Origin of the sequence: Caballeronia sp. SEWSISQ10-4 2, assembly GCF_030464885.1 — a bacterium.
GTDB lineage: Bacteria > Pseudomonadota > Gammaproteobacteria > Burkholderiales > Burkholderiaceae > Caballeronia.
In genome coordinates this window covers 1-21,092 of record NZ_JALPRJ010000021.1, presented here as the reverse complement: position 1 = coordinate 21,092, position 21,092 = coordinate 1, and the positions used below count along the sequence as shown (strand labels likewise).

17 protein-coding genes are annotated in these 21,092 nt (G+C 58.9%); 4 read left to right on the top strand and 13 right to left on the bottom strand.

Features of this window, described 5'->3' with window-relative positions:
* Positions 1 to 71 precede the first annotated feature (71 nt).
* The 4 genes from M0D69_RS16090 to hutU form a co-directional block, all read right to left on the bottom strand.
* Complete coding sequence (locus M0D69_RS16090) at positions 72 to 854, bottom strand: ABC transporter substrate-binding protein (protein ID WP_301782950.1); 783 nt, start codon at positions 852 to 854, stop codon at positions 72 to 74.
* 250 nt (positions 855 to 1,104) lie between these two features.
* Positions 1,105 to 2,631, bottom strand: coding sequence for a histidine ammonia-lyase (gene hutH / locus M0D69_RS16085; protein ID WP_301782949.1), 1,527 nt, complete (start codon positions 2,629 to 2,631; stop codon positions 1,105 to 1,107).
* On the bottom strand, positions 2,628 to 4,172 hold the full coding sequence (locus M0D69_RS16080) for an amidohydrolase family protein (protein WP_301782948.1): 1,545 nt from the start codon (positions 4,170 to 4,172) through the stop codon (positions 2,628 to 2,630). The genes hutH and M0D69_RS16080 overlap by 4 nt, the downstream gene beginning before the upstream one ends.
* A 10-nt stretch (positions 4,173 to 4,182) precedes the next feature.
* Positions 4,183 to 5,877: a urocanate hydratase gene (hutU, locus tag M0D69_RS16075; RefSeq protein ID WP_301782947.1), complete on the bottom strand. Its 1,695-nt coding sequence runs from the start codon at positions 5,875 to 5,877 to the stop codon at positions 4,183 to 4,185.
* Between the two features lie 188 nt (positions 5,878 to 6,065).
* Here hutU and M0D69_RS16070 point away from each other — a divergent pair, with 188 nt between their 5' ends.
* The 3 genes from M0D69_RS16070 to M0D69_RS16060 all read left to right on the top strand — a co-directional run bounded on the left by M0D69_RS16070 (position 6,066) and on the right by M0D69_RS16060 (position 9,729).
* The gene (locus tag M0D69_RS16070) at positions 6,066 to 7,433 is read left to right on the top strand and encodes a dihydroorotase family protein (RefSeq protein ID WP_301782946.1); all 1,368 of its coding nucleotides are present in this window, start codon (positions 6,066 to 6,068) and stop codon (positions 7,431 to 7,433) included.
* Complete coding sequence (locus tag M0D69_RS16065) at positions 7,430 to 8,701, top strand: Zn-dependent hydrolase (RefSeq protein ID WP_301782945.1); 1,272 nt, start codon at positions 7,430 to 7,432, stop codon at positions 8,699 to 8,701. The genes M0D69_RS16070 and M0D69_RS16065 overlap by 4 nt, the downstream gene beginning before the upstream one ends.
* Positions 8,702 to 8,826: 125 nt before the next feature.
* Positions 8,827 to 9,729, top strand: coding sequence for a LysR family transcriptional regulator (locus tag M0D69_RS16060; protein ID WP_301782944.1), 903 nt, complete (start codon positions 8,827 to 8,829; stop codon positions 9,727 to 9,729).
* A 66-nt stretch (positions 9,730 to 9,795) separates the two neighbouring features.
* Here M0D69_RS16060 and M0D69_RS16055 read toward each other — a convergent pair whose 3' ends face one another.
* The 9 genes from M0D69_RS16055 to M0D69_RS16015 all read right to left on the bottom strand — a co-directional run bounded on the left by M0D69_RS16055 (position 9,796) and on the right by M0D69_RS16015 (position 19,018).
* Entirely contained in the window at positions 9,796 to 10,173 is a 378-nt protein-coding gene (locus M0D69_RS16055) for a LysR substrate-binding domain-containing protein (RefSeq protein WP_301783036.1), read from the bottom strand.
* Positions 10,174 to 10,225: 52 nt separating this feature from the next.
* On the bottom strand, positions 10,226 to 11,122 hold the full coding sequence (locus M0D69_RS16050) for a phosphate ABC transporter substrate-binding protein (protein ID WP_301782943.1): 897 nt from the start codon (positions 11,120 to 11,122) through the stop codon (positions 10,226 to 10,228).
* 35 nt (positions 11,123 to 11,157) lie between these two features.
* Entirely contained in the window at positions 11,158 to 12,702 is a 1,545-nt protein-coding gene (locus M0D69_RS16045) for an acetolactate synthase large subunit (RefSeq protein ID WP_301782942.1), read from the bottom strand.
* Positions 12,703 to 13,560, bottom strand: coding sequence for an HpcH/HpaI aldolase/citrate lyase family protein (locus M0D69_RS16040; RefSeq protein WP_301782941.1), 858 nt, complete (start codon positions 13,558 to 13,560; stop codon positions 12,703 to 12,705). It abuts the gene before it with no gap.
* Positions 13,561 to 13,622: 62 nt separating this feature from the next.
* Entirely contained in the window at positions 13,623 to 14,609 is a 987-nt protein-coding gene (locus tag M0D69_RS16035) for a protocatechuate 3,4-dioxygenase (protein ID WP_301782940.1), read from the bottom strand.
* A gap of 63 nt (positions 14,610 to 14,672) precedes the next feature.
* Positions 14,673 to 15,953, bottom strand: a complete 1,281-nt coding sequence (locus M0D69_RS16030) for an MFS transporter (RefSeq protein ID WP_301782939.1) — start codon at positions 15,951 to 15,953, stop codon at positions 14,673 to 14,675.
* Between the two features lie 90 nt (positions 15,954 to 16,043).
* Positions 16,044 to 16,895, bottom strand: coding sequence for an amidohydrolase (locus M0D69_RS16025; RefSeq protein WP_301782938.1), 852 nt, complete (start codon positions 16,893 to 16,895; stop codon positions 16,044 to 16,046).
* A gap of 45 nt (positions 16,896 to 16,940) precedes the next feature.
* Positions 16,941 to 17,966, bottom strand: a complete 1,026-nt coding sequence (locus M0D69_RS16020; RefSeq protein WP_301782937.1) for an amidohydrolase family protein — start codon at positions 17,964 to 17,966, stop codon at positions 16,941 to 16,943.
* Between the two features lie 74 nt (positions 17,967 to 18,040).
* Positions 18,041 to 19,018, bottom strand: coding sequence for a PhnD/SsuA/transferrin family substrate-binding protein (locus M0D69_RS16015; protein WP_301783035.1), 978 nt, complete (start codon positions 19,016 to 19,018; stop codon positions 18,041 to 18,043).
* A 754-nt stretch (positions 19,019 to 19,772) separates the two neighbouring features.
* Here M0D69_RS16015 and M0D69_RS16010 point away from each other — a divergent pair.
* Positions 19,773 to 20,912, top strand: a complete 1,140-nt coding sequence (locus tag M0D69_RS16010) for a CdaR family transcriptional regulator (RefSeq protein ID WP_301782936.1) — start codon at positions 19,773 to 19,775, stop codon at positions 20,910 to 20,912.
* Positions 20,913 to 21,092 lie beyond the last annotated feature (180 nt).

Below are 21,092 nucleotides of genomic sequence, written 5' to 3'. Positions count from 1 at the left end.
GAACCCCTCAAAAACGGAATACTTCGGACCGGACCTATAAGCCGCGCTACGTTGAGCGCGGAACGACGCCCTTAGTCGCTGTAGACGTCAAAATAGAAGTACTTTTTCTCGATCCGCTGGAAGGTTCCGTCGGCGTGCATATCGTGCAAAGCGCGGTTAATCTTGTCACGTAACTCGACGTCGTCTTTTCGAAGTCCCACAGCCGTTGCGCCATCGCCAAGGACCTTAGTATCTCTAAGCACGGGGCCCGCAAAAGCGAAGTCTTTGCCTTGGGGGGTCGTAAGAAAGGCCGCATTGGCCTGGACCTCATCCTGAAACGAAGCATCAAGACGCCCAGCCGTCAGATCGGCGTAAACCTGATCCTGCGATTGATAGGCCTGGATGTGTGCGCCTGCGGGCTGCCAGTAAGTGCGTGCAAACGTTTCCTGGATCGTGCCCTGCTCAACCCCAACCGTTTTACCCTTGAGTCCTTGCTCGGTAGGCGTGATCCCGCTTGAGCGGCGCGCGACGAGTCGCGACGGCAAACTGAATAGCTTGTCGCTAAATGTGATCTCCTTCTTCCGTTGCTCGGTCACTGACAAGGACGAAAGCACGCCGTCAAATTTCCGGCTCAGCAGTGCCGGAATCAATCCATCGAAGCTCATGTCAACAAACTCGCAACGCGCGTTCAGCCGCCGGCAGATTTCGGAACCTAGATCGATATCGAAACCGGTCGGCTTACCTTCGGGATCCTTGAATTCGAGTGGCGGATAGCTGGCGTCCACACCGAAACGAATCACGGCAGCATCGCTTGCCATACTCACGCTTGAATAAAGGACGAGCAGGGTCATCGCCGCCACAAAAAATCTCTTCATGATCTTCCTTTAGTTGTTAAGGTTTATTACCGCCATCTGCCTATAAACTGGCATTCAGAGAGCGGTTGGGAGAATTATTTGAGCGTCAAAAAGAGGGGATCAAGCCACGATATGGAAACTTTACTTGCCTGATGGTGCGGGCAACGTGAGCACTCCGAGCGCATTGTTAAAACGAGCGCAAGTGTTCACACCGCGGTCCGTCGGTATGAACGCTGTGTGGCCATTGGCGACGGCCCGAAGGCCGGTCAGATCAATTGAAAAATGATGCGAGTCCCGTTTGTTGAACAAGCGCGCCGCTGCGGATCGACTCGGCGATGCTCGCCATGTCTGGAGCAATCGGACGGTCTTCGGGCATGAAGGGCACTCGCGTACGAATGGCGTCGAAGGCGCTCTTCAAGAGCGGCGAACAGCAATCGCCGCCACGCAGGTCTAGCGCCTGTGCCGCGCACAATGCTTCAATTGAAAGTATTCCTCGCAGCGTGTCGTTCATTTCCAGCAGGCGACGCGCGCCGTGAGTCGCCATCGAGACATGATCCTCTTGGTTGCCCGCGGTCGGAATGGTGTCAATGGACGCCGGGTGCGCACGCTGCTTATTTTCCGATGCCATCGCTGCTGCAGATATATGCGCGGTCATGTAGCCAGAATTCAGGCCCGCGTCGGGCGTGAGCATTGCTGGTAGACCCGAGAACGATGGGTCCAGCAAGAGGTTGCAGCGCCGCTCGGACAGGTTACCTATTTCAGTGATGGCAATGGCGAGCATGTCTGCAGCAAACGCGACCGGCTCAGCATGAAAGTTGCCTCCAGAGATTACTTCGCCCGTGTCAGTAAAGATGAGTGGGTTGTCCGAAGCCGCATTGCTCTCTATCTCGAGTGTCGCGCTGGCGTTGCGGATCAGGTCGAGACATGCACCGAGCACTTGTGGTTGGCAACGAATACTATAGGGATCCTGCACTTTACCGGATGCTTCGCTAATAGCCCGCATCGGGCTATTGTCGAGGAGCGCTTTCATCGTCCGCCCCACCTCGATCTGTCCAGGTTGGCCACGCAGCGCCTGGATGCGCGGGTCAAACGGACTCGCCAAACCGGCAATCGCCTCTGTTGCAAGGCACCCAATGACCATTGCCGCCGTGAACGACTTTTCCAATGCAAACAGTCCGCACAGGGCTAGCGCAGTGGACACTTGAGTTCCATTCATCAGCGCAAGCCCCTCTTTTGGCGCGAGCGATATGGGTGCGAGGCCCGCACGCGCCAGCGCCTGTGCCCCGGAGAGCGCTTCGCCTTGGTACACGGCCTCGCCACCACCGGTGAGCACAGCGCTCATATGCGCAAGCGGTGCGAGATCGCCCGACGCGCCGACCGAGCCTTGCGCGGGAATCACCGGCACCACGCCGCGCTCGAGCATTTGTTCAAGCAAATGGACGGTGCGCAACTTCGCACCCGAAGCACCGCGGCCAAGGCTTGCGATTTTCAGCGCCATCGCAAGCCGTACTACGTTCGCGTCGAGGGCTGGCCCGTAGCCGGTCATGTGCGACATGACGAGGTTCTGCTGGAGCTTGGACAGATCCGCATCGCTAATGCGCACGTGCGCGAGCTTACCAAAACCAGTGTTGAGGCCATAGACCGGTTTGCCGGCCCGCACCAGTTGCTCAACCATTGCAGCCGCGCTTTCAACACCCCCGTGCGCACTTTGATGTAGCCGTGCTGCATCGCCTGCGAGCACGGCGCGCCAGATGCCAAGCTGCGTGTGGCCGGGGGAAATTTCGACGATCGAGTTCATATGCTTATCCAGTTGAAGGGGGTATGTTTTTGAATGAGCGGGGCCGGGTCCAACAGCGCCCGATGGCGACTTAGCCATGGTTGCATCAACGGGTCAGCAAGGCAGTCCATATAAGCCGCCTCGAGAAATGGCCTCAGGTGAGCCGCCGCTGCTTCGCCCTCCTGGATGCGCTGTTGCACGAAGGGCATGTGCTCGTCCAGTTCGGCGAGCATGGCGCTTTCGTCAACACGCGTGATCCGCCCATTGTCCACCAGCTTTTGGCCGGCAACGTAGACCTCGCGAATAGACTGCCCCTGCTCGCAGAACACGAGTTGTGTGAGTGGATCATTGAGCGGCAGGAAAGCATTGCTCGATAGATCCAGCAGAACGAAGTCGGCCTGCATTCCGACGCGGATGCTGCCGATTGTCGTCTGCCCGATTGAACGTGCGCCGCCAGCGGTTGCCATTGAGAATGCCTGTGACGCGTCAATGCCGGCCTCCAGGCTTGCGTCCCCCGTGCCGCTGACCAACGCGGCAAGACGCATTGCATCGAGCATCGAATTCAGGTCATTGCCATTGTTGTTGTCCGTTCCGAGCCCGACCGCAATACCTCGGCGCAGCATCTCGCCGATAGGTGCAATACCGCTTGCAAGCTTCAGGTTGCAGGCAGGATTATGGATGACGCTCGCACCAGCGCCGGCGATCAAGTCGAGTTCGCTTTCGCTCAGCCAGACACCATGCGCCAGCACGCAATGGTGATCAAGCAGACCATGGCAATTCAAGTATTCCACCATCGGCATGCCGTAGTTCTTTATTGCGGTGAGCGCCTGTATCCGCGTCTCAAGCACGTGCAACAGCACTGGACGGTCATGTTTTCTTGCGAGTTCGCAAGTCCTCTCGATAAATGCCGTCGAGCACCGCTGAGGAGCGGAAGGTGAAAAAACAAAGCGCACCCGGCCCTTCCATTCCTGCGCAAGCTCCTCCCAGAACGCGAGCGTCCAGTCGCCAGTCCGCACGGGGCATGTCGATCCTGCATTGGCGGGTAGGTGCCGGTCGAGATAGGGAACTGAGTCACGAAATGCGCGATCGCCCCATGCAACGCTCACGTCCGCACGCATGCCGAGATCGGTGTAAGCCTGGAACGCCGCAGACACCACTTCAGGATCGGTGCAACCGCCGAAATGAATGTCATCGACGACCGTCGTAATACCGTTCCGAAGCATCTCGGTACCGTTTAACAAGGTTCGCAGGTATACCTCCCGCGCCGTCCATCCGCGCGAATGCGTGGGCGGGTTGTACAAGCTCATCCAAATCTCGAGCGGCAAACCAGAGAAGCGGCCCTTGTCAAACCGGTCGTGAGAGTGGTGATGCGCGTTAATCAGACCGGGAACCATCAACAGCCGGTGGCCGTTGGTGCGCTCATCTATGCGTACCGTGCTTAGATCGATTTTTGGCGCAATAGCGACGAAGCGGTCCGTGTCGATCAATACATCCATGGTTTGCGGCGGGCAACCTGGCATTCCCGCCACCAGGACTTGTTCTATGAGGTGCAGTTGTCCCATGGCCGACCTCTTATTCACGCACGCGCGTGGCTTCCGGGGTCCACCATAGCGGCACCTGGATTGAATCGGTGGTGAGCCGGCCTCGGCCCTCCGCCACCTCGCGGGCAACCGGATATCCCGCCTGCGCGAGCCGCACAATGCCAATACCAGCGTCTGTGGTCAGGCTTGCGTCCAGACGCAGATCCGCCTCTTCGCTGCCATCGGCGATCATCGTGACGCCGGTATGGGCGGACACGCCCATCGTGCCGTTAGCCTGAATAGACACGAGATCCGCCATGCCTGCGGTGTTCAGCAGCGCGTTCAGGTAGGGCCAGTCCGAAATGGCGTCAGAGCCGTCTCGCATTTTTTCGGTTTCGACCCCCCCCCCCCCCCCCGCCCCCCCCCCCCCCCCCCCCCCCCCCCCCCCCCCCCCCCCCCCCCCCCCCCCCCCAGCGCGAACCAGTGCATTGACGGCAAGGCCAAACGCCTTGCGCTGCCCAAAACCGAGAAAGCAAATACGCGCGGGCAATCCTTCGAGTGGCAAACGCGTGCGTGCCAACTTGATCCAGCGAGTCACCAGTGGGTCATCGTGGAACATGTCAAGCACAAGCTCGTCGAGACGACGCTGGTCGCTGACTTCTCCGGACACGCAGGTCCAGCGGAACGGCCCGCGACCCTCAAGAAACATCGGTCGCACGTACTCGGCGATACAGCCCGGATACGCGTAGGCTTCCTCTGGAGATAAGCCGGCGTCGACGCTCTCCTTGCGCACGAAGGTACCGTATTCGAACACGACGGCCCCCGCCTTTTGGAGCCGGGTCATCGCGCGAACGATTCGGATCATTGAGGCACGTGAACGGGCAAGATAAGCGTCGCGATCAGTCACAAGAAGGTCAAGCGCTTCGGCCACCTCCATTCCGGCGGGAACGAGAGCGAACGGATCGTGGCACGGGCACATTTCGGTGACAATGTCGGGCACCCAGCCGCTTTGCGCCATGTCGTCGAGTGCATCGATTAAATTGGCGCGCACCACGATCGACAGCGAACGCCGCTCGCTCTTCGCTTCTTCCGCCAGACGAATCGCGTCCGCCAGCGAGTCAGCGCGCACGTCCGCATAACCGGCCGCAAGGCGTTCGCGAATAGTTTCCTCGCGCACTTCGACTACCACACTCACCCCGCCGTGCATGCTCATTGCGAGCGGCTGTGAGCGGCCCATGCCGCCTAGTCCTGCGCTGAAGAATATCCGTCCGGCGAGGCTGCCGCCAAAGTGCCGCTCCGCAATCACGCCTAGCGTCTCAAAGGTCCCTTCGATCACCCCTTGACTGCCAATGTACTGCCAGGGGCCCGCTGTGTAGGACGCAAACGCAATCAGGTTTTTTTCCTTCAAGTCGTAGAACTTGGGCCAGGTCGCCTGGATCAGGTTGCTGTTCGCCATCACAACGCGGGGCGCCAGGCGGTGCGTCTTGAAGACAGCGACAGGCATGCCGGATTGCATGGCGAGCGTCTCGTCGTTCTCCAGATTCTTAAGTGCGTGCACGATCGCGTCGAAGCTTTCCCAGTTGCGCGCTGCCTGCCCGATGCCGCCATACACGATAAGACGAGACGGGTCCTCGGCGTTTTCCAGATTGTTTTCCAGCATGCGCAGGATTGTTTCCTGACGCCAGCCCTTGCAGCGAAGAACAGGGCCACGCTGAGCGGTGATTCGGGTTCCGGTCTGCTGAGTCATTGCGAAAGGTCTCTCGTTAAATGGCAGTCGATTTCTGCTGCACAAGGAGCAGTTCAGCGAATTATTCGGCTAGTGGCCTCGAGAAACCATGCGATAAACGGAAAGTGAACTTGTTCGTTCCATCATGGTTGTTGACATTTTTGCGGGGGACACTTCGTCCATCGTCAGTAAAGACAAAGGACTAAGTGATGGGCGATTTCGACCTTATAGTGCGCGGGCGGTTGGTCGATGCTCGCGAAATTGTTGAAGACGGCTGGCTTGCCGTACGCGACGGCCGGTTTGTCATGCGTGGCACAGGCACCCCGCCAGCTGGCCGCGACACGCTGGATGCGCATGGGCAATGGGTCATGCCCGGCGTGATCGATGGGCAAGTCCACGCGGGTAGCCAGGCGAATCAGGAGGGTCTGGGCCGAGCATCAAATGCCGCGGCTGCCGGGGGTATCACAGTGATGGTCGACATGCCTTACGACGACCCCGAGCCCGTGGCCACCCGCTCCCAACTTGACGCCAAGATCGCTGAAGTGGAGCGGGATTGCGTAGTGGACGTCGCACTATTCGGCACGCTTAACGAAAAGCACGGGCTTGCGGCGGCTGCGGGTCTCATAGACGGCGGTGTGTGCGCGTTCAAGTTTTCGACCTTCGAGGCGAGTCCGGGCCGGTTCCCCCGTGTCGAGGAAGATGTGCTCTTCGAGGCATTCCGCATGATCGGTCCGTCGGGTCTTGCGTGCGGCGTGCACAATCAAATGCAGGAGTTGACCCGCAAAAACGTGCGGCGCTTGACGCAAGCCGGTGACACCGGCTGGGATGCTTTCCTGCGAGCGCATACACCGCTGATCGAAAATCTTGCGACCGCGCTGATCTACGAGATCGGCGCCGAAACCGGCGCGCGCGCACACGCCGTGCACGTCTCGACGGCGCGCGGTTTTGAGTTGGGCAACCTCTATCGAGGCGCGGGACACGCGTCTAGCATCGAAACCTGTGTCCAGTACCTGATGCTGAACCACGAGGACCATACGCGCAGATTCGGTGCGCGTGCCAAGCACTATCCCCCAATCCGGCCGCGTGCAGAGACAGAACTCCTCTGGCGTCACGTCGCGAACGGCGACTGCACCTTCGTTTCATCTGATCACGTTAGTTGGGGACTTGAGCGCAAGCAAAATCCCAACGTATTCTTGAATGCGTCGGGTGGCCCGGGTCTGGAAACGCTACTTCCAGCGCTTTGGACGGGCTGTGAGCAGCACGGCATCGACTTGCGCATGGTTGCGCGCCTGCTGTGCGATGGTCCAGCCCACCACTTCCTGATCGACAAACAAAAAGGCGGTTTTGAAGCCGGCCACGATGCAGACCTTGTCATTCTCGATCCGCGCGTGCACGCATACGATCCTTCGCGCAGCCTGTCAGCTGTGCAATGGAGCGCGTTCGAGGGCATGCAATTTAACGTAGAAGTGGTTTCGACGTTCTGTCGGGGACGACTCGTCTATAACAGAGGTCAAATTTGTGGTTCATCTGGCGATGGGCGCTTCGTACGCCCCACCCTCACGACTAAAAACCAATGACAACCACATCCAGCCTTCTGCCACTTGATCTCGATCGCCTCTGGGCACGTGTGGAAAAGCTTGCCGGCTTTGTTCGGACAGACGTTCCCTGGACTCGCCGCGCGTTCAGCGGGGAATTCCTGCGCGCTCGAGATTGGCTCCAGAGCGAATTCATTGCCGCGGGCCTGACTGTCGAACTTGACGCCGGCGGCAACCTGATCGGCCGGCACGCGGGAAGCGAGCCGGCACTCGCGCCGCTGGTCAGCGGTTCTCATTGCGACACCGTGGTTGCAGGTGGCCGCTTCGACGGAATCATTGGCGTGCTGGCAGCCCTCGAAGTCGCTCATGCGCTCAAGGACGCGAAGATATCGCTGCGCCATTCGCTGGAAGTCATCGACTTTCTTTCCGAAGAGCCTAGCGACTACGGCGTGTCCTGCGTCGGCAGTCGCGCGCTATGCGGCAAACTGGGCAGCGACATGCTGTGCGCGCGCAATCATGAAGGCGAAACCTTGCGCGAAGCGATGCTGCGCATCGGCGCACGGCCTGACGATCTCGGCACGGCCCTGCGAGGCTCGGACAGCGTCGCCGCCTTTGTCGAGTTGCATATAGAACAGGGTCCTGTGCTGGAAAGCCGTAATCTGCCGATCGGCGTAGTCACCAATATTGTCGGGATTCGGCGCGTGGCGATCTCTGTTATCGGGCAGCCAGATCACGCTGGCACGACCCCCATGGATCTTCGCCGCGATGCACTCGTGGGCGCCGCCCGTCTTATCGAAACGACTCACAGGATGGCGAGCACGCTAAGTGGCCGCCTCAACTATGTGGTGGCGACCGTAGGCCGCATCGCCGTAGAGCCGAACGTGCCGAACGCGGTACCGGGGCGAGTCGATATGGTGTTGGAAGTGCGTAGTGACACGAACGAAGTGCTCCAGAATTTCCCCGAGAATCTCATGCGCGAAACTCAAGCCCATTTGCATGCGCTCAGGCTTGATGCAACATTCGTCGACCTGACCTCGGGCAATCCAACGGACTGCTCGGACGTGGTGATCGAGTGTGTTGAGCAGGCGGCCGACCATCTGGGTTATGCAAGCGTTAGAATGCCAAGTGGCGCTGGCCACGACGCGGTTTACATGAAGAACGTCGGGCCCATGGGCATGATTTTCATGCCGTGCCTAGACGGGCGTAGCCATTGTCCCGAAGAATGGCTCGACCCGAATCAGTTACTCGACGGCACTCGCGTGCTGGCAGAGACGTTGCTCCTGTTAGATCGCGTCCTCGGCGCAAAATAAGCGCTTACCGGACGACGGCAATTGCGACAGTCTGAGCGTCGTTGCCGTGACCACCGCTCTACTCAGGACCCATTTCGTTGATGACTTTACCGATCCCGCCACTTCACGATATTGACATCAAGCACTTGCGGCTCTTCAAGGCCGTTGTGGAGTGCGGTGGGCTTTCAGCTGCGGAAGAGGCCACCGGTCTTGGCACCTCGGCAATCAGCAAGCAGCTTTCCGATCTCGAGACACGGGTAGGTTGCCAGCTTTGTGTGCGTGGGCGCAGCGGTTTTCAACTTACCGCGGAGGGTCAGGTCGCCTACGCTGCTACGCTGCGCCTACTGGACGCCATCGACGAATTTCGTGAGGTGCTGGGAACAGCGAAGAACGAGATTCGCGGCGAACTGTCCATCTGGCTCATTGACCACAGCGCCTTCACGCCAGCAAACCCGGTTTCCATGGCGATCGGTGAATTTTGCGATCGCTATCCGCAGGTAACCCTGAATCTCAACGTGGCATCACCTGACCTGGTGGAGCGCGCGGTAGCGGAAAAAAAAGCTGCGCTGGGCATCACGATATGCAAGTCGAACCTGCCATCGCTCAACTATCAGGTTGTGACCTCCGAGAGCGCTTCGATGTATTGCGGACGCGGTCACGCTGCTTTCGGTGCGGACGAACACCGCGCCAAGCAATTGGTCGAAGAGAGCGCGTCCTATGTGCGCAGAGGCTATCTTGTGAACGAAACGGTGCCTTTATCGTTATCGGAAAGAGCACGAACGTTGTCGCATCATGTTGAGGGAACGCTGCAACTACTACTTTGTGGCCAGTTCGTTGGCATTGTGCCCGATCACATTGCCGAGCCTTGGGTAGAGCGAGGTAAGTTGTATCGGCTGCCGGTGCCCGAGTGGATGTCTGAGCGACCCGTATTCTGCGTCACGCGAGAAAGCCTTGGCGTGATTCGCACGGCTGACCTGATGCAAGCGCTGATCGTCGAAACATTCCAAAGAACAAACGCTCACGGGAGTGGTGTCGAGCCGGTGGCTTAGATGCGCGTGGCAGCAAGCTCCCTACCCCGAAGGAAGGGAGTCGTCCATCAAATCAGAGCCCAGGTATTACCCGTTCGAAGGCCTATGCGGTTCATTCGCCGCGCTAGCGGCTACATCTGGCGGATAGTCGGAATCAAGGTGCGCATATGCGCGCTGCATGCGCGCGAGATGCTCCCGCATCAACTGCATCAGTGCTCTTGTCGCTGCCGAAAGCGGTGCATCGTAACGATGGATGAACGCGAATACTTCAAAGAGCGGAGGATCAATAGGTTTCCAACCCAATTTTTTCTCGTAGCCGAGGCGATGAAGAATCGGCCGCGAGGCAATCACATCACCCAGTCCTCGAGCTGCCAGCTCGAATCCCGTCGACTGATGGTCGAGCTCAATGATCGGATTCAGAATCACACCGGCCTTCTGCGCGCGTGCGTGAAGCGTAGCCCGGATCCAATCCGATGCGCTCCATCCTTCCTTACCGTTCCTTCCTGCGAATCATCATTCAGCCCAGACTGCCCGTGACGTCATCGAACAGTTCGTCGACGGACAGGCGATGCGGAATGATCTTCTGGTCAAGCGCCCAGTCGATCGCCAATTGAAGCCCTTTGCGGTTCTCCTCCAGCCCGATCGGCGGAAAGATAGCGGGCACGCCGCCTTCAGTGAGAGCACAGCTTTCTACGATCATCCGGTACAACTCGCGAACGATGTCGGGGCGCTGCTTCGAAATGTCCTCGTGCACCACGAACATGTGGTTGATCGGCACCACACCCTCGCGCGCAAACCAGTCTTTGGCTGCGGCTTGCGCATCGGGAACAAGCGTGCGCACACGCGGGTCTTTCGGCATGTCTTCACCGAGCAATGCTGCACTCAGCTCACCGTCGAGCATCATCTGCGGGATCGACGAGCCTGCGGGCAAGCGCACGCAGTTATTCGGATCGCGATACTCGGCGAGATGTCCGTCACCGAGCGTCATCCAGGTCACCTTGTCGAGATCGACACCGTATTCGTGGCGCAGGATGCCCCGAATCCAGAGCGCTGTCGTCTGGGTATAGGTGCGAACGCCGACCTTCTTGCCCTCGATATCCTTCGGCTTCAACTCGCTAAAGTCGATGTTGAAGCCGGCGCAATGATGCTGGAAGCGTCCCGAGATTGGCGTCGGCAACAGGACGTAGGGCTTGCCATAGGCCTTCGCCTGCAAGAAGGTGACGATCGCCAGCTCGCCCGCGTCGAAGGCGTTTTCGCGCACCATCGCCTTGAAGCCGTTATGGGCCAGGGTCGGTCCGCAATAGTCTAGCTTGATGATGTCCGAGCTCACCCGTCCGTCCTTCATCGCCTTCGTTACCGGGTAATCAGCCAGATTGGTGCGCAGGGTTGGCACCCCGGTCAGCGTCGTTGTCATTGATGTCTCTCCTTACGCATGAAGCTTGAATAGAATTACAGTCGCACCTCGATGAGACACGGTCCCGGCTCGTTGACTGAGTCGGCCATGGCCTTGTGGAAAGCCTCGGCTGTATCCACAGCAACGGCTGGAACACCCATGCTTTTCGCCATGGCCAGCCAGTCGATACGCGGCCGGTCGATATCGATCATGGCCAGCGCTTGCTGCCCTGGCGCACCGGCGCCCATGTTGGCGTACTCGGCCTTGAGGATGGCGTAGCTGTTGTTGGCAAAGATGATCGTTGTGATGTTCAGGCTCTCGCGTGCCTGCGTCCACAGCGACTGGATGGTGTACATGGCGCTGCCGTCACCGACCATGCAGAACACGCGCCGCTCAGGGCAAGCGAGCGCGGCGCCGGTGGCAACCGGTGTGCCATAGCCGATCGAGCCGCCCATGTTGTTGATGAGGTCATGACGCGCAGCACCAACGGTCAGGCCCATCGTCTCGCGGCCTGTGGTCAGCGATTCATCGACGAGGATGCAGTTTTCGGGCAGAGCGGCGGCCAGCGCCTGGGCAATCGTGGCAGGACTCAATGCGCCAGTCGGCGGCGGGGCGTCCGAACGCGGCTGGAGCACGGCTGCCGAGTTCGTCGCACCGAGCACCTCAACCAGCATCTCAAGGCCGGCGGCACCGTCCTCGCCAATTTCGACCAGCGAATGAACGCTGGTGCCGGACGACTTGAGCAAGCTCGGTTTATCAGGATAGCTGAAGAATGCGATTGGCTCGGTCGTCTCCACCGTGATGATGTGTTTGAAGCCTTTCAAATATTCGACAGCCGGTCCCACGGCATAGGGAATGCGTTCGAGCGTGACCCGCCCTGCCCCGCGTTCGATCCGCGCGCTGAAGAATTGCGTCGCTATGCGACAGCTTGTGGCCGCCTTGAGCTTGCCCGCCAGCTTGAGCGCGCGGCCGCGTGTCGAGCGACCGGCCAGGATGATGAGCGCCGGCTCGCCCGAGCGCAGTACCTGCGCAATATGCTCGATGCGTGCAGCGTCCGGGATCTTCGCATTGGCGACCGTGCGCGGCAGCACGATTTGTTCGCCCGCATCCTGCCACGAGGTGTCACCCGGCAAAATGAGCGTCGCAATTTGCCCCGGATGTTCGCTTGCCTTGCTCACCGCAGTTGCAACGTCCCATGCCACCGCAACCGGCGATTCAACGCGGCGCACCCAGTGACTCAGCGGCCGCGCCAGGCCTTCGATATCGGACATCAGCGGTGGATCGTATTTCAGGTGCGACGCCGAATGCTCGCCCACGATGTTGACCATGCCCGACGATGCCCGTTTGGCATTGTGAATGTTGGCGAGCCCATTCGCGAGTCCCGGCCCGAGATGCAGCAGAGTGGATGCCGGCATGTCTTTCATCCGGTAATACCCGTCCGCAGCGCCTGTGCAGACACCCTCAAAAAGGCAAAGGACGCTGCGCATGCTCGGGTTTTCGAGCGCCTTCAGAAAGTGCATCTCCGAGGTACCAGGGTTCGCGAAACATATATCGACACCCTGATCGGTGAGCGTCTGCACCAGGCTTTCGGCTCCGTTCATTCAATACCCCGCCATCTCGCGCGCCGTGCCTACAACGCCATAGCTGCGCTGCGGCGCCGACATCAGGAAGCGGTATCCCTCTTCAAGCAGCCGCTGATGATTCTTCGCAGTGACATGCGGATTGCCGACCACCACTTTGTGCTTGTGGCAAGTCTCGACAATCTGGCGCATGGCATCGAGCACGGCCGGGTGCTCATACTCGCGCGGATACCCAAGTTGCTGGCTAAGATCGCCTTCGCCGATAAGAATGAAGCCAATGCCGAGCACGTTCGACAGGATGTCGTCGAGGTTTTCAATCGCCTCGGTGCTCTCGCACATCAGCCCGACCAGAACTTCCCCCTGCGGCGCCAGCGGCCAGACATCCGCTTTTTTGTAGTAATCGGCCATACTCAAGCCCCAGTAGCGAGCAGCGGTTGCGGGGCCGTCACCACGTACGCCCTTGGGCTCATACGGCGGTGCGTTCTTGGGCCGGGCATAGCGGCACGATGCCACGGCGTTATAGGCCTGCTCGACCGTCGCTACATGCGGCCATACCACGCCATAGGCGCCGCGATCGAGCACTTGCTTCGCGAAGGCCTGGTTCATTTCGACGCCGTTCGCGGGAATACGGGCAATCGGTGTGACGCGCGGCGCAACCGAGCCGGATTCGGCAATCTGCTTTCGGTTAAGCATGTACTGCAACGCATCGCCCAATGCCGATACGTCGTAGGGGTTGTGCTCCATCTCGAAAACGATGCCGTCATACGGTGCATCGCTCATCTCGATGGCGGTCTGCTTATCCAGCTTTGCGAATGCAGTGAATGCGGGCTTATTGGATTCGAAAGCGCGAATGATGCTGTTGAGGCGCATATCGCTCATGGCCTTTCTCTCTCGTTAATTGAGTGCGCGGGTGGATGTATAGCGGGTTGCATGAAGCCAGATCAGTCGGCCGCTTTCCAGTACATGAAACCCATGCCTTCGCCGGTCCCCGCAGGTGTGCGCCAGCAGGGAACGTAGTCCACCAGCGTCATCTCGGCACCCGTTTCCTGCACCGCCTTCATCACGCTGACGTAGAGTTTGATTTCGGAGGTGCCGGACTGGTATGAGCGGTCATCCACCGCGGCCAGGCCGTCATAGTCGTAGTCAGCCAGCATCTTCATGATGCTGTGATCGAACTCCTCGTCGTTGACGAAGTGGGACAAGCCGCCGGAGGCGAAGATACCCACACGCACGTCTTCAGGCCACGCATTGATGGCGTCGCGCAGGACCCGTCCGAATTCAATGCAACGTGGCATCGACGGCTGTGTCGGCGGATAGAAGCAATTCATGATGATCGGGACGTGCGGCGGCGGATTGTCGTCCATGATCTGGTGATACACGAAGCTGTACGCGTGCGGCGCGACCGGATAGTCAGGCAGTGGCTTCATCCACACGTTGTCGGGCCACGCGAAGAGGTCCGTCAGGTCGAAACCCTCTTGCTGGAAGCTGCCGATGAGATGGGCAGCCAGCTTGGGATGACACTTGTGCGTGACGTGATGGTCGGGCGCATAGACTTGCCGCTGTGGTGGGCCGTTGTGCACTTCCTCGCCGCTATAGATGACGATCGAGGGCGAGAAATCAGTGAAGATCTCCTTCTGGTCCTTGCCCAGAATGATCGCGACATCGATGTTCGCGTCGCGGTAGGCGGCGGCCATCTTATCAAGCGCGGTACGGCAGCGCGCAGCGCGCGCAGTGCGCTCTTCGAGCGTCAGGAATTTCTCGAAGGCCGCTTCACGATGCGCTTCCAGCTCGGGATAGGTCCAGGTCCGATTGCGGTACCACAGCTCCTGATTGTTACGGTCCCGCTCACCGTTTTTCAGCCAGTCCTCCGGTGCCTGCCCAAGCATGCCGCTGTGCGGCACCGCCATCCCGAATACGATCTTCGCCATGTAGGATCTCTCAGTGAATTAATGTGTTCAACAAGGCCTGCTATTGCGGCCATGCCGTGATTTCTAGGCTTGCCGCAGCGAGCCACGCGCTTCGGTCACCTTCGGCGCCCATTCGGGACGGAACAGGGTTGCAGTGGCCGTTGCACCGATCAGCAGGAAAACCAGGATCACCATCATCGACAGGTCGTAGCTTCCGCTGACGTGGAGAAGCCAGCCCGACAGGCTTGCTGCCACACCGCCCGCGAGGCTGGTGGCAACCTGCTGCACGCCGGTGACCAATCCGATCGCTTGCTTGGGGATCAAGGTCAGGCGCGACAGGACAAGGTTGTTCGCAGTGGTAAGGCCGAGCAGCGAGAGCGAGAGCACGTTCCAGAACAAGGCCATCTCAAGCGAATGCGCATAGGCGCCGAGCAGGACGGTACATCCGCCCACAAAGCCCGCAATGGTGAATGCCTTACGCACCAGTACAGCGTTGTTTCCCCGTGCGATGATCCGGTCCGCTCCCCATCCCGCGACGGCCGCGACGATCGCGATGCCGGCGAAGCTGAAGAAGGTGAACAGCCCGGACCTCGAAATCGAGAGACCGCGTTGCTCGACCAGATAGGCTGGCATCCAGGTCATGCAATAGAATGTGAAGTAGCCGTAGCAAAAGTTGGTGATCATTCCGCCCCATACGACCGGGCTGGACAAGATGCTGCCGAGGCCGACCGTGCGGGCGCTTCGATTCGCCGCGGTGAGTTCCGTCCGCGATGGAAGGTCATTGCGGACCAGCAGCAACCACGGCGCCAGCCAGATCAGCCCAACCAGGCCCGTCGCCACGAACATGACCTGCCAGGAATAATTGACAATGAACCAGGCCCCGACCGGTGCACCGAGGGCGGGACCGAACTTGTTGCCCATCGCGAGAATGCCGACGGCCAGGCCATTCTGGCTTTCGCCGAAGTTGTTGCGAATCCAGCGATAGCTTGCAGGAATTACGATAGCTTCGGACATGCCAATGATCAGGCGCAGGACGACCAGGCTCGCGAGCGCCGTCACCGCCCCCATCAACGCGGTAGCGATGCACCACGCCGCGAAGCTGACCGCGTAGGGCCATTTGACGCCATAGCGATCGGCCGCCCAGCCCATCGGCACTTGAAACAGTCCATACGACCAGAAGAAAGCCGAGTTGATCCAGCCGCGATCAACGTTCGTGAGCGCAAAGTGTTTAACGAAACTTGCGTCCGCCAGCGTGGAAGAAATGCTGGTGCGATCGACAAACGAAATTAAAACACCGATCGCAAGGAGCGCGAGAGTGCCCCATCGGCTCACGGTCCCTGTTCGTCCTGACTTGCTTGTCTCCATCTGCTTTCTTCTTGGTTTGCACTGATTCTGTTTCTCGGCCACCCAAGGCGTCGCTGGCGCCTTGGGTGGACTGCACGGATGCATCAGAACTTAGGCTACGGCTGGATACAGTTGCTGTGCCGTCTTGCCAAATATCCACGCGCGGTCTTCATCGCTCAGGCATTGCAGACCCGCCTGAGCGGTCGCCAGAATTTCCGGGAGCGTTCCTGGCGACGTCGGAAAATTCGATCCCCAGGCCATCCGCTTCGCGCCAAATGCCTCGACCACGCGCGGGAAGAATGTTTCGGCGCTTGCCTTTTCCTTCTTCACATCGCCAAAGATACGCGGCGTGAGCTTCAGGTAGATGTTTTCGAGCGGCGCCAGGTCGAACAAACTTTGCGCCGCGGCATAGGGCGCACCGTCAGCGACGTCGGGACGTCCAAGGTGATCGAGGATGATGGGCACGTCGGAAAAAAGACGGGCAAGCTTCGTTACCTGCGGCAGTCCGATTGGACCGGTCTGAATGCACATCGTCAGGCTAAGCTCCGCACAAAGTTCCCACGCCGGAAATGAACGTGGATCATCGAGTTCGCTCGGGTCGAACTCCTTCGTGCTACCGCCCGTGAACAGGCGCAAACCAGCAAGGCCAAGCTTGACCCATTCGCGGATGCGCGCTGGCGCATCCGACTGCAACACGTCGACGGAGCCGACGGCAACGAGGCGTCCTGGATACTTCGCACAACTGTCAACTACATAACTGTTGTCGAAACCGTAGGTGGTCGAAGAATGGACCACGGCGGCCTTGGCAACGCCGGCGTTGTCCATCGACGCGATCAATGTCTCGACGGTAGTGGGGCGTTCCTTCGACCATTCCGAGCGCGTGCCGAACAGCGGTGCCGGCGGATAACGGCTCTCCTCGTCGGAAATGATGTGTGGATGGATATCAACAATTGATGAAGCCATGAGTGTCTCAGTCCCTTTTTCAGTTGCGTACGGCTGGCGCCAATGTTATTTGCTGCGGGCCTTCAGGCGCGCATCGAGACGCGGGTAGACGCGCCGTGCGTTGCCTTCGAAGATCTTGAAGCGATCCTCGTCCGTCAGCTCGGTGCAAGCGTCGATGTAGCGCTTGGTGTCGTCGAAGTACTGGCCGGTTGCCGGATCCTTGCCTCGCACTGCACCGACCATTTCCGATCCAAACATCACGTTATCGGTCGGTATAACCTTGGTCAGCAACTCGACGCCCGGCTTGTGATAGACACACGAGTCGAAGAAGATGTTGTTCAGCAATCCTTCGAGCGGGCGATTACACATTTCCAGCGACATTCCTCGATAGCGTCCCCAGTGATAGGGAACCGCACCACCGCCGTGTGGAATAACGAAGCGCAACGCCGGGAAATCCTTGAACAAGTCGGACTGCAGCACCTGCATGAACACCGACGTATCGGCGTTCAGATAGTGGGCTCCGGTGCCATGGAAGCAGGGGTTGCAGGAGGCTGCCACGTGGATCATCGCGGGCACGTCCAGGTCGACCAGCGCTTCGTAGAGTGGATACCACTCGCGATCGGTCATCGGCTTGCCGGTCCAGTAGCCGCCCGTCGGATCGGGGTTCAGGTTGCATCCCACGAAGCCCATCTGCTCGACGCAGCGTCGCAACTCGGGGATGGAATTCGCGGGTGCTACGCCCGGCGATTGCGGCAACTGGCAGACCGGCGCAAAATTGTCCGGATAGAGTTTCGTCACGCGGTACACGAGGTCGTTTGATACTTCAGCCCACTCCAGGCTCGTACGTTCATTGCCCAGATGGTGGCTCATCAATCCGGCGATCGGCGAAAACAGCGTCAAGTCGCTGCCCCGCTCGCGCTGCAGCTTGAGTTGACCATTGCCGACCCCTTCGCGAATTTCGTCGTCGGTCACATGTGCATCGGTGCGTGACGGTGCGTTGGCTGGGTCGTTTGCGAACTCGACCTGCTTGGCACGCCAGTTGCGAAATGAAGTAGGTACGGTCGTGAAATGGCCGTGGCAATCGATAATCATGTTGTCACCTATGTCGACCGGAGTTCGCGCTTTAGCGCGTTACTCTGGTCCCATGCAAGATAGTTGCTTCTGGGTCAGCAGGCCAGTGGGTCCACAAACAGTTCGTTAATGGACATGCGGCGAGGCGTGAGACCCTGCTTGAACGCGGTGGCTTCCAACGTTTTAATGGTTCTCAGGTTTTCTTGAAGACCGTACGGAAGCGGATCGTGTCCAACGATCTTGCGCAGTTCAAGATACTTCTTGTCGCTTTTGCTGGTGGCATCACCGGCATCGAGACGCGCCAGCCATTCCTTCTTGGCCTGTGCAAAAGCGTCAAAGATCGATTTCGCGATCCACGGATGTTCAGCCAGCACCGAGTCCTTGACGACGATGGTTCCATGCATCGGATACACCCCCGTACGGGTGTAGTACTCGGCCTCGAGTTCGGCTGCATTGGGCAACAAATCGGGGTAGTCGGCCTCGACCTCCTTCCATCCTCCCGTGGGTGCGCCGGTGCGGCCAATGCCTGCGGCGGCGCCAAAGCCTGCTGACAGCTCGCCGTTGGCCATCATGTCCGCCAGCGAGCTGCCAGCGGGAGCGTGGATCACGTTCGACGGCAGCTTGAGCTGAGTGACATGCTCCTCGTCATCGACGACCCAGGTCACCTTCGATGAATCAAGCCCGAACTCGTCAATGAAAACCTGGCGCGTCCACACACCGGTCGTGACTGAGTAAGCGCGCACCCCCACCTTCTTGCCCTCCAGGTCTTTGGGGGTTTTGATCCCGGCGTCCGGACGCACCAGCAGCCCGCCATGGTGAAAGCGCCGCACCACAAAGATCGGCAATCCGACAAACGGCGCTCCATAGGCGCGGGCGATGATGTAGGTCGTCGGCGCCAGTTCGCAAACGTCGAACTCGACATCGCGCACCATCCGGCGAAACGCACCGATTTGCGGCTGGACTGTGATGAACTCGGCATCCACGCCATCGATGGAAATGGAGCCGTTACGAATGGCCGACGTGTGCGGATGCTCAGCAATCGCGATCTTGAGTGGGACTTTTTTTGTCAACATCCATCTCCTTTGAATTACTCGTCGCCGACGGCTGGATGAGGACTTCAGCGCCGTACGTATCGTCTCGATGGGGTAAGAATATTTGAGGATGGCGCGCGCGTCTCTACACAAAAATGAGATTCAATGGCACTTTTTTGAAGGGTGAGCGAGTGCGCAGCGCGTGTGCCCAAGCCTTGTCCGCGCGGCTGCAGGCGGATGTGGCGAACTGACGGATTCGGTTCTATCGTCTATGTAGCTGGGGCGCACCGGATACGAGGTATATGTAAGAAGAGTGAAAGACCGTGGTCATGACATCCCGGTGCCAGCTTCGGACACTTGAGCGAGCTGTTTTCGAGAGCGTGCAAAACTTGGGGAGGTCGGTTTCGTCAGTACGGCATGGTTGCACAGCTTGTTCTGTTCGTTGGTCGGTGCAGGGCTGGCGATGCTGCCCTGGAGGTCTAAACCTGGCGCACGGGCGATTTTCCCGCTCATTTTTCTTTCGCACTTATCATTCGTCAGTTGCGGCCCGAGCAATACGACGTAGCGCAAAATATGGCTTTGACGACCCCGACGTAAGCCAACCGGAAAAGAGGCCGATGCACTCGCAGAGTCATACATCGGGACGAGACTTCGGTAAGCTAGCGAGGACGACGATCACAGAGGAATGCAAAGCGTGACTAAAAGTGTCCCTGAAATATCGCTAGCCCTACGCGGGTGGACTGAGAAAATCGCCGTTGATCACGCGAGAGTCGGCGATCGAGTATATGCAGCGTTGATGAATATCAAGCTGTATGCCGATCTGGATTCTCCAGCAAAACTTGATATACGCAATTCGATCGCCTGGTCTGCGAAGCTTTGGTTCGATACTCTATTGTCCGGTAGCGCGCCATCCGCTGAAGAGTTTGAAGCCTTCCGGGAGTACGGCCGCCGGAGGGTCTACCAAGGCGTACCCCTCGATGCGCTACTGCGCGCGTTCCGACTGGGGTCCCGTGAATTATGGTGTTTCTATATTGAACTGGATGAGAAAAGTGACGATTTGCGGGATGAGCTGTTATTCCGAATCTCTCCGTTTTTGATGGAGTTCTTCGACATCCTGGCGCAGATCATCTCTCAGACTTACCTGGATGAACAATATAAACAGGCTCGCTGGCGGGACTCACTCCGATATCAGTTGCACAGCATTATTTTTCACTATCCCGAAGATACCGAGGGATTCGCCAAGACCGCTGCCGCCCTTCGGTTCGATGGAACGATTCCCAGAATAGCGCTGGCCATCGACGTTCACTCGATCGACAGCAATTCACCCACGTTCAAAAGCGAACTGGATCGAATTGTCGTTGCAACCGCACGGCGCCTCAAATTGTCCGTCGATGAGCTCGTCGATATCTGGCACCGCGGGACACTGCTCGTGTGGATACCGTCCCGGCTCGGTGACCTAATGGGCGTGAGTGATCTTCAAGTGGGCAAGCAGATCGCAGCACTCGCAGAAGCAATACCGGAAATCAAGGCGATCGGCGTTGGCCTGATGGGCGAAGGCGCAGCAGGCTGGGCTATGTCCGCGGAGGAAGCAAACCGCGCCCTTAGTCTCGGCCGCAGTCAGGGAGGCGAAGAGCGCGTGTGGTTGTATTCGAAAATCGTCCTCGAAGAAAGCGTACGCGGTACGAAAAACGCGCTGCGATACCTCGTCTCTCTAGTCGAACAGCTGGCGAGCGAACCGGAGTTACTCGAAACACTCAAGACCTACTTCAATCAGCTACAACGAAGAAAGGTAACCGCAAGCGTTCTCGGCATCCATCCGAATACGCTCAATTATCGGCTCGAACGAATCGAAAATATCCTTGGCGCACGCCTGGACGACGCAAGCTGGATATCGAAGCTCGATATTGCAATCAAGCTGCGCGGCTCCACCAGGTAAACCAGGCCCTGTCTAATTATCCGCGCTTCAGAAAGACAATTCCCTGCGGTCCATCGCCAGAAACGGCGTAAGTGTTTTCATCGCTTGCACTGACTTGCTACCAGGATGGAAAACACCCCGTTCAAGGCATGTCGTTATACACAACGTCGCTGTCGCGCGACGACAGCGAGAAAGCTCGTT

Coding starts and splice junctions, on each gene's coding strand:
- M0D69_RS16090 (WP_301782950.1), bottom strand. CDS start 854: ATGAAGAGATTTTTTGTGGCGGCGATGACCCTGCTCGTCCTTTATTCA.
- hutH (WP_301782949.1), bottom strand. CDS start 2,631: ATGAACTCGATCGTCGAAATTTCCCCCGGCCACACGCAGCTTGGCATC.
- M0D69_RS16080 (WP_301782948.1), bottom strand. CDS start 4,172: ATGGGACAACTGCACCTCATAGAACAAGTCCTGGTGGCGGGAATGCCA.
- hutU (WP_301782947.1), bottom strand. CDS start 5,877: ATGACTCAGCAGACCGGAACCCGAATCACCGCTCAGCGTGGCCCTGTT.
- M0D69_RS16070 (WP_301782946.1), top strand. CDS start 6,066: ATGGGCGATTTCGACCTTATAGTGCGCGGGCGGTTGGTCGATGCTCGC.
- M0D69_RS16065 (WP_301782945.1), top strand. CDS start 7,430: ATGACAACCACATCCAGCCTTCTGCCACTTGATCTCGATCGCCTCTGG.
- M0D69_RS16050 (WP_301782943.1), bottom strand. CDS start 11,122: ATGACAACGACGCTGACCGGGGTGCCAACCCTGCGCACCAATCTGGCT.
- M0D69_RS16045 (WP_301782942.1), bottom strand. CDS start 12,702: ATGAACGGAGCCGAAAGCCTGGTGCAGACGCTCACCGATCAGGGTGTC.
- M0D69_RS16040 (WP_301782941.1), bottom strand. CDS start 13,560: ATGAGCGATATGCGCCTCAACAGCATCATTCGCGCTTTCGAATCCAAT.
- M0D69_RS16035 (WP_301782940.1), bottom strand. CDS start 14,609: ATGGCGAAGATCGTATTCGGGATGGCGGTGCCGCACAGCGGCATGCTT.
- M0D69_RS16030 (WP_301782939.1), bottom strand. CDS start 15,953: ATGGAGACAAGCAAGTCAGGACGAACAGGGACCGTGAGCCGATGGGGC.
- M0D69_RS16025 (WP_301782938.1), bottom strand. CDS start 16,895: ATGGCTTCATCAATTGTTGATATCCATCCACACATCATTTCCGACGAG.
- M0D69_RS16020 (WP_301782937.1), bottom strand. CDS start 17,966: ATGATTATCGATTGCCACGGCCATTTCACGACCGTACCTACTTCATTT.
- M0D69_RS16015 (WP_301783035.1), bottom strand. CDS start 19,018: ATGTTGACAAAAAAAGTCCCACTCAAGATCGCGATTGCTGAGCATCCG.
- M0D69_RS16010 (WP_301782936.1), top strand. CDS start 19,773: ATGAATATCAAGCTGTATGCCGATCTGGATTCTCCAGCAAAACTTGAT.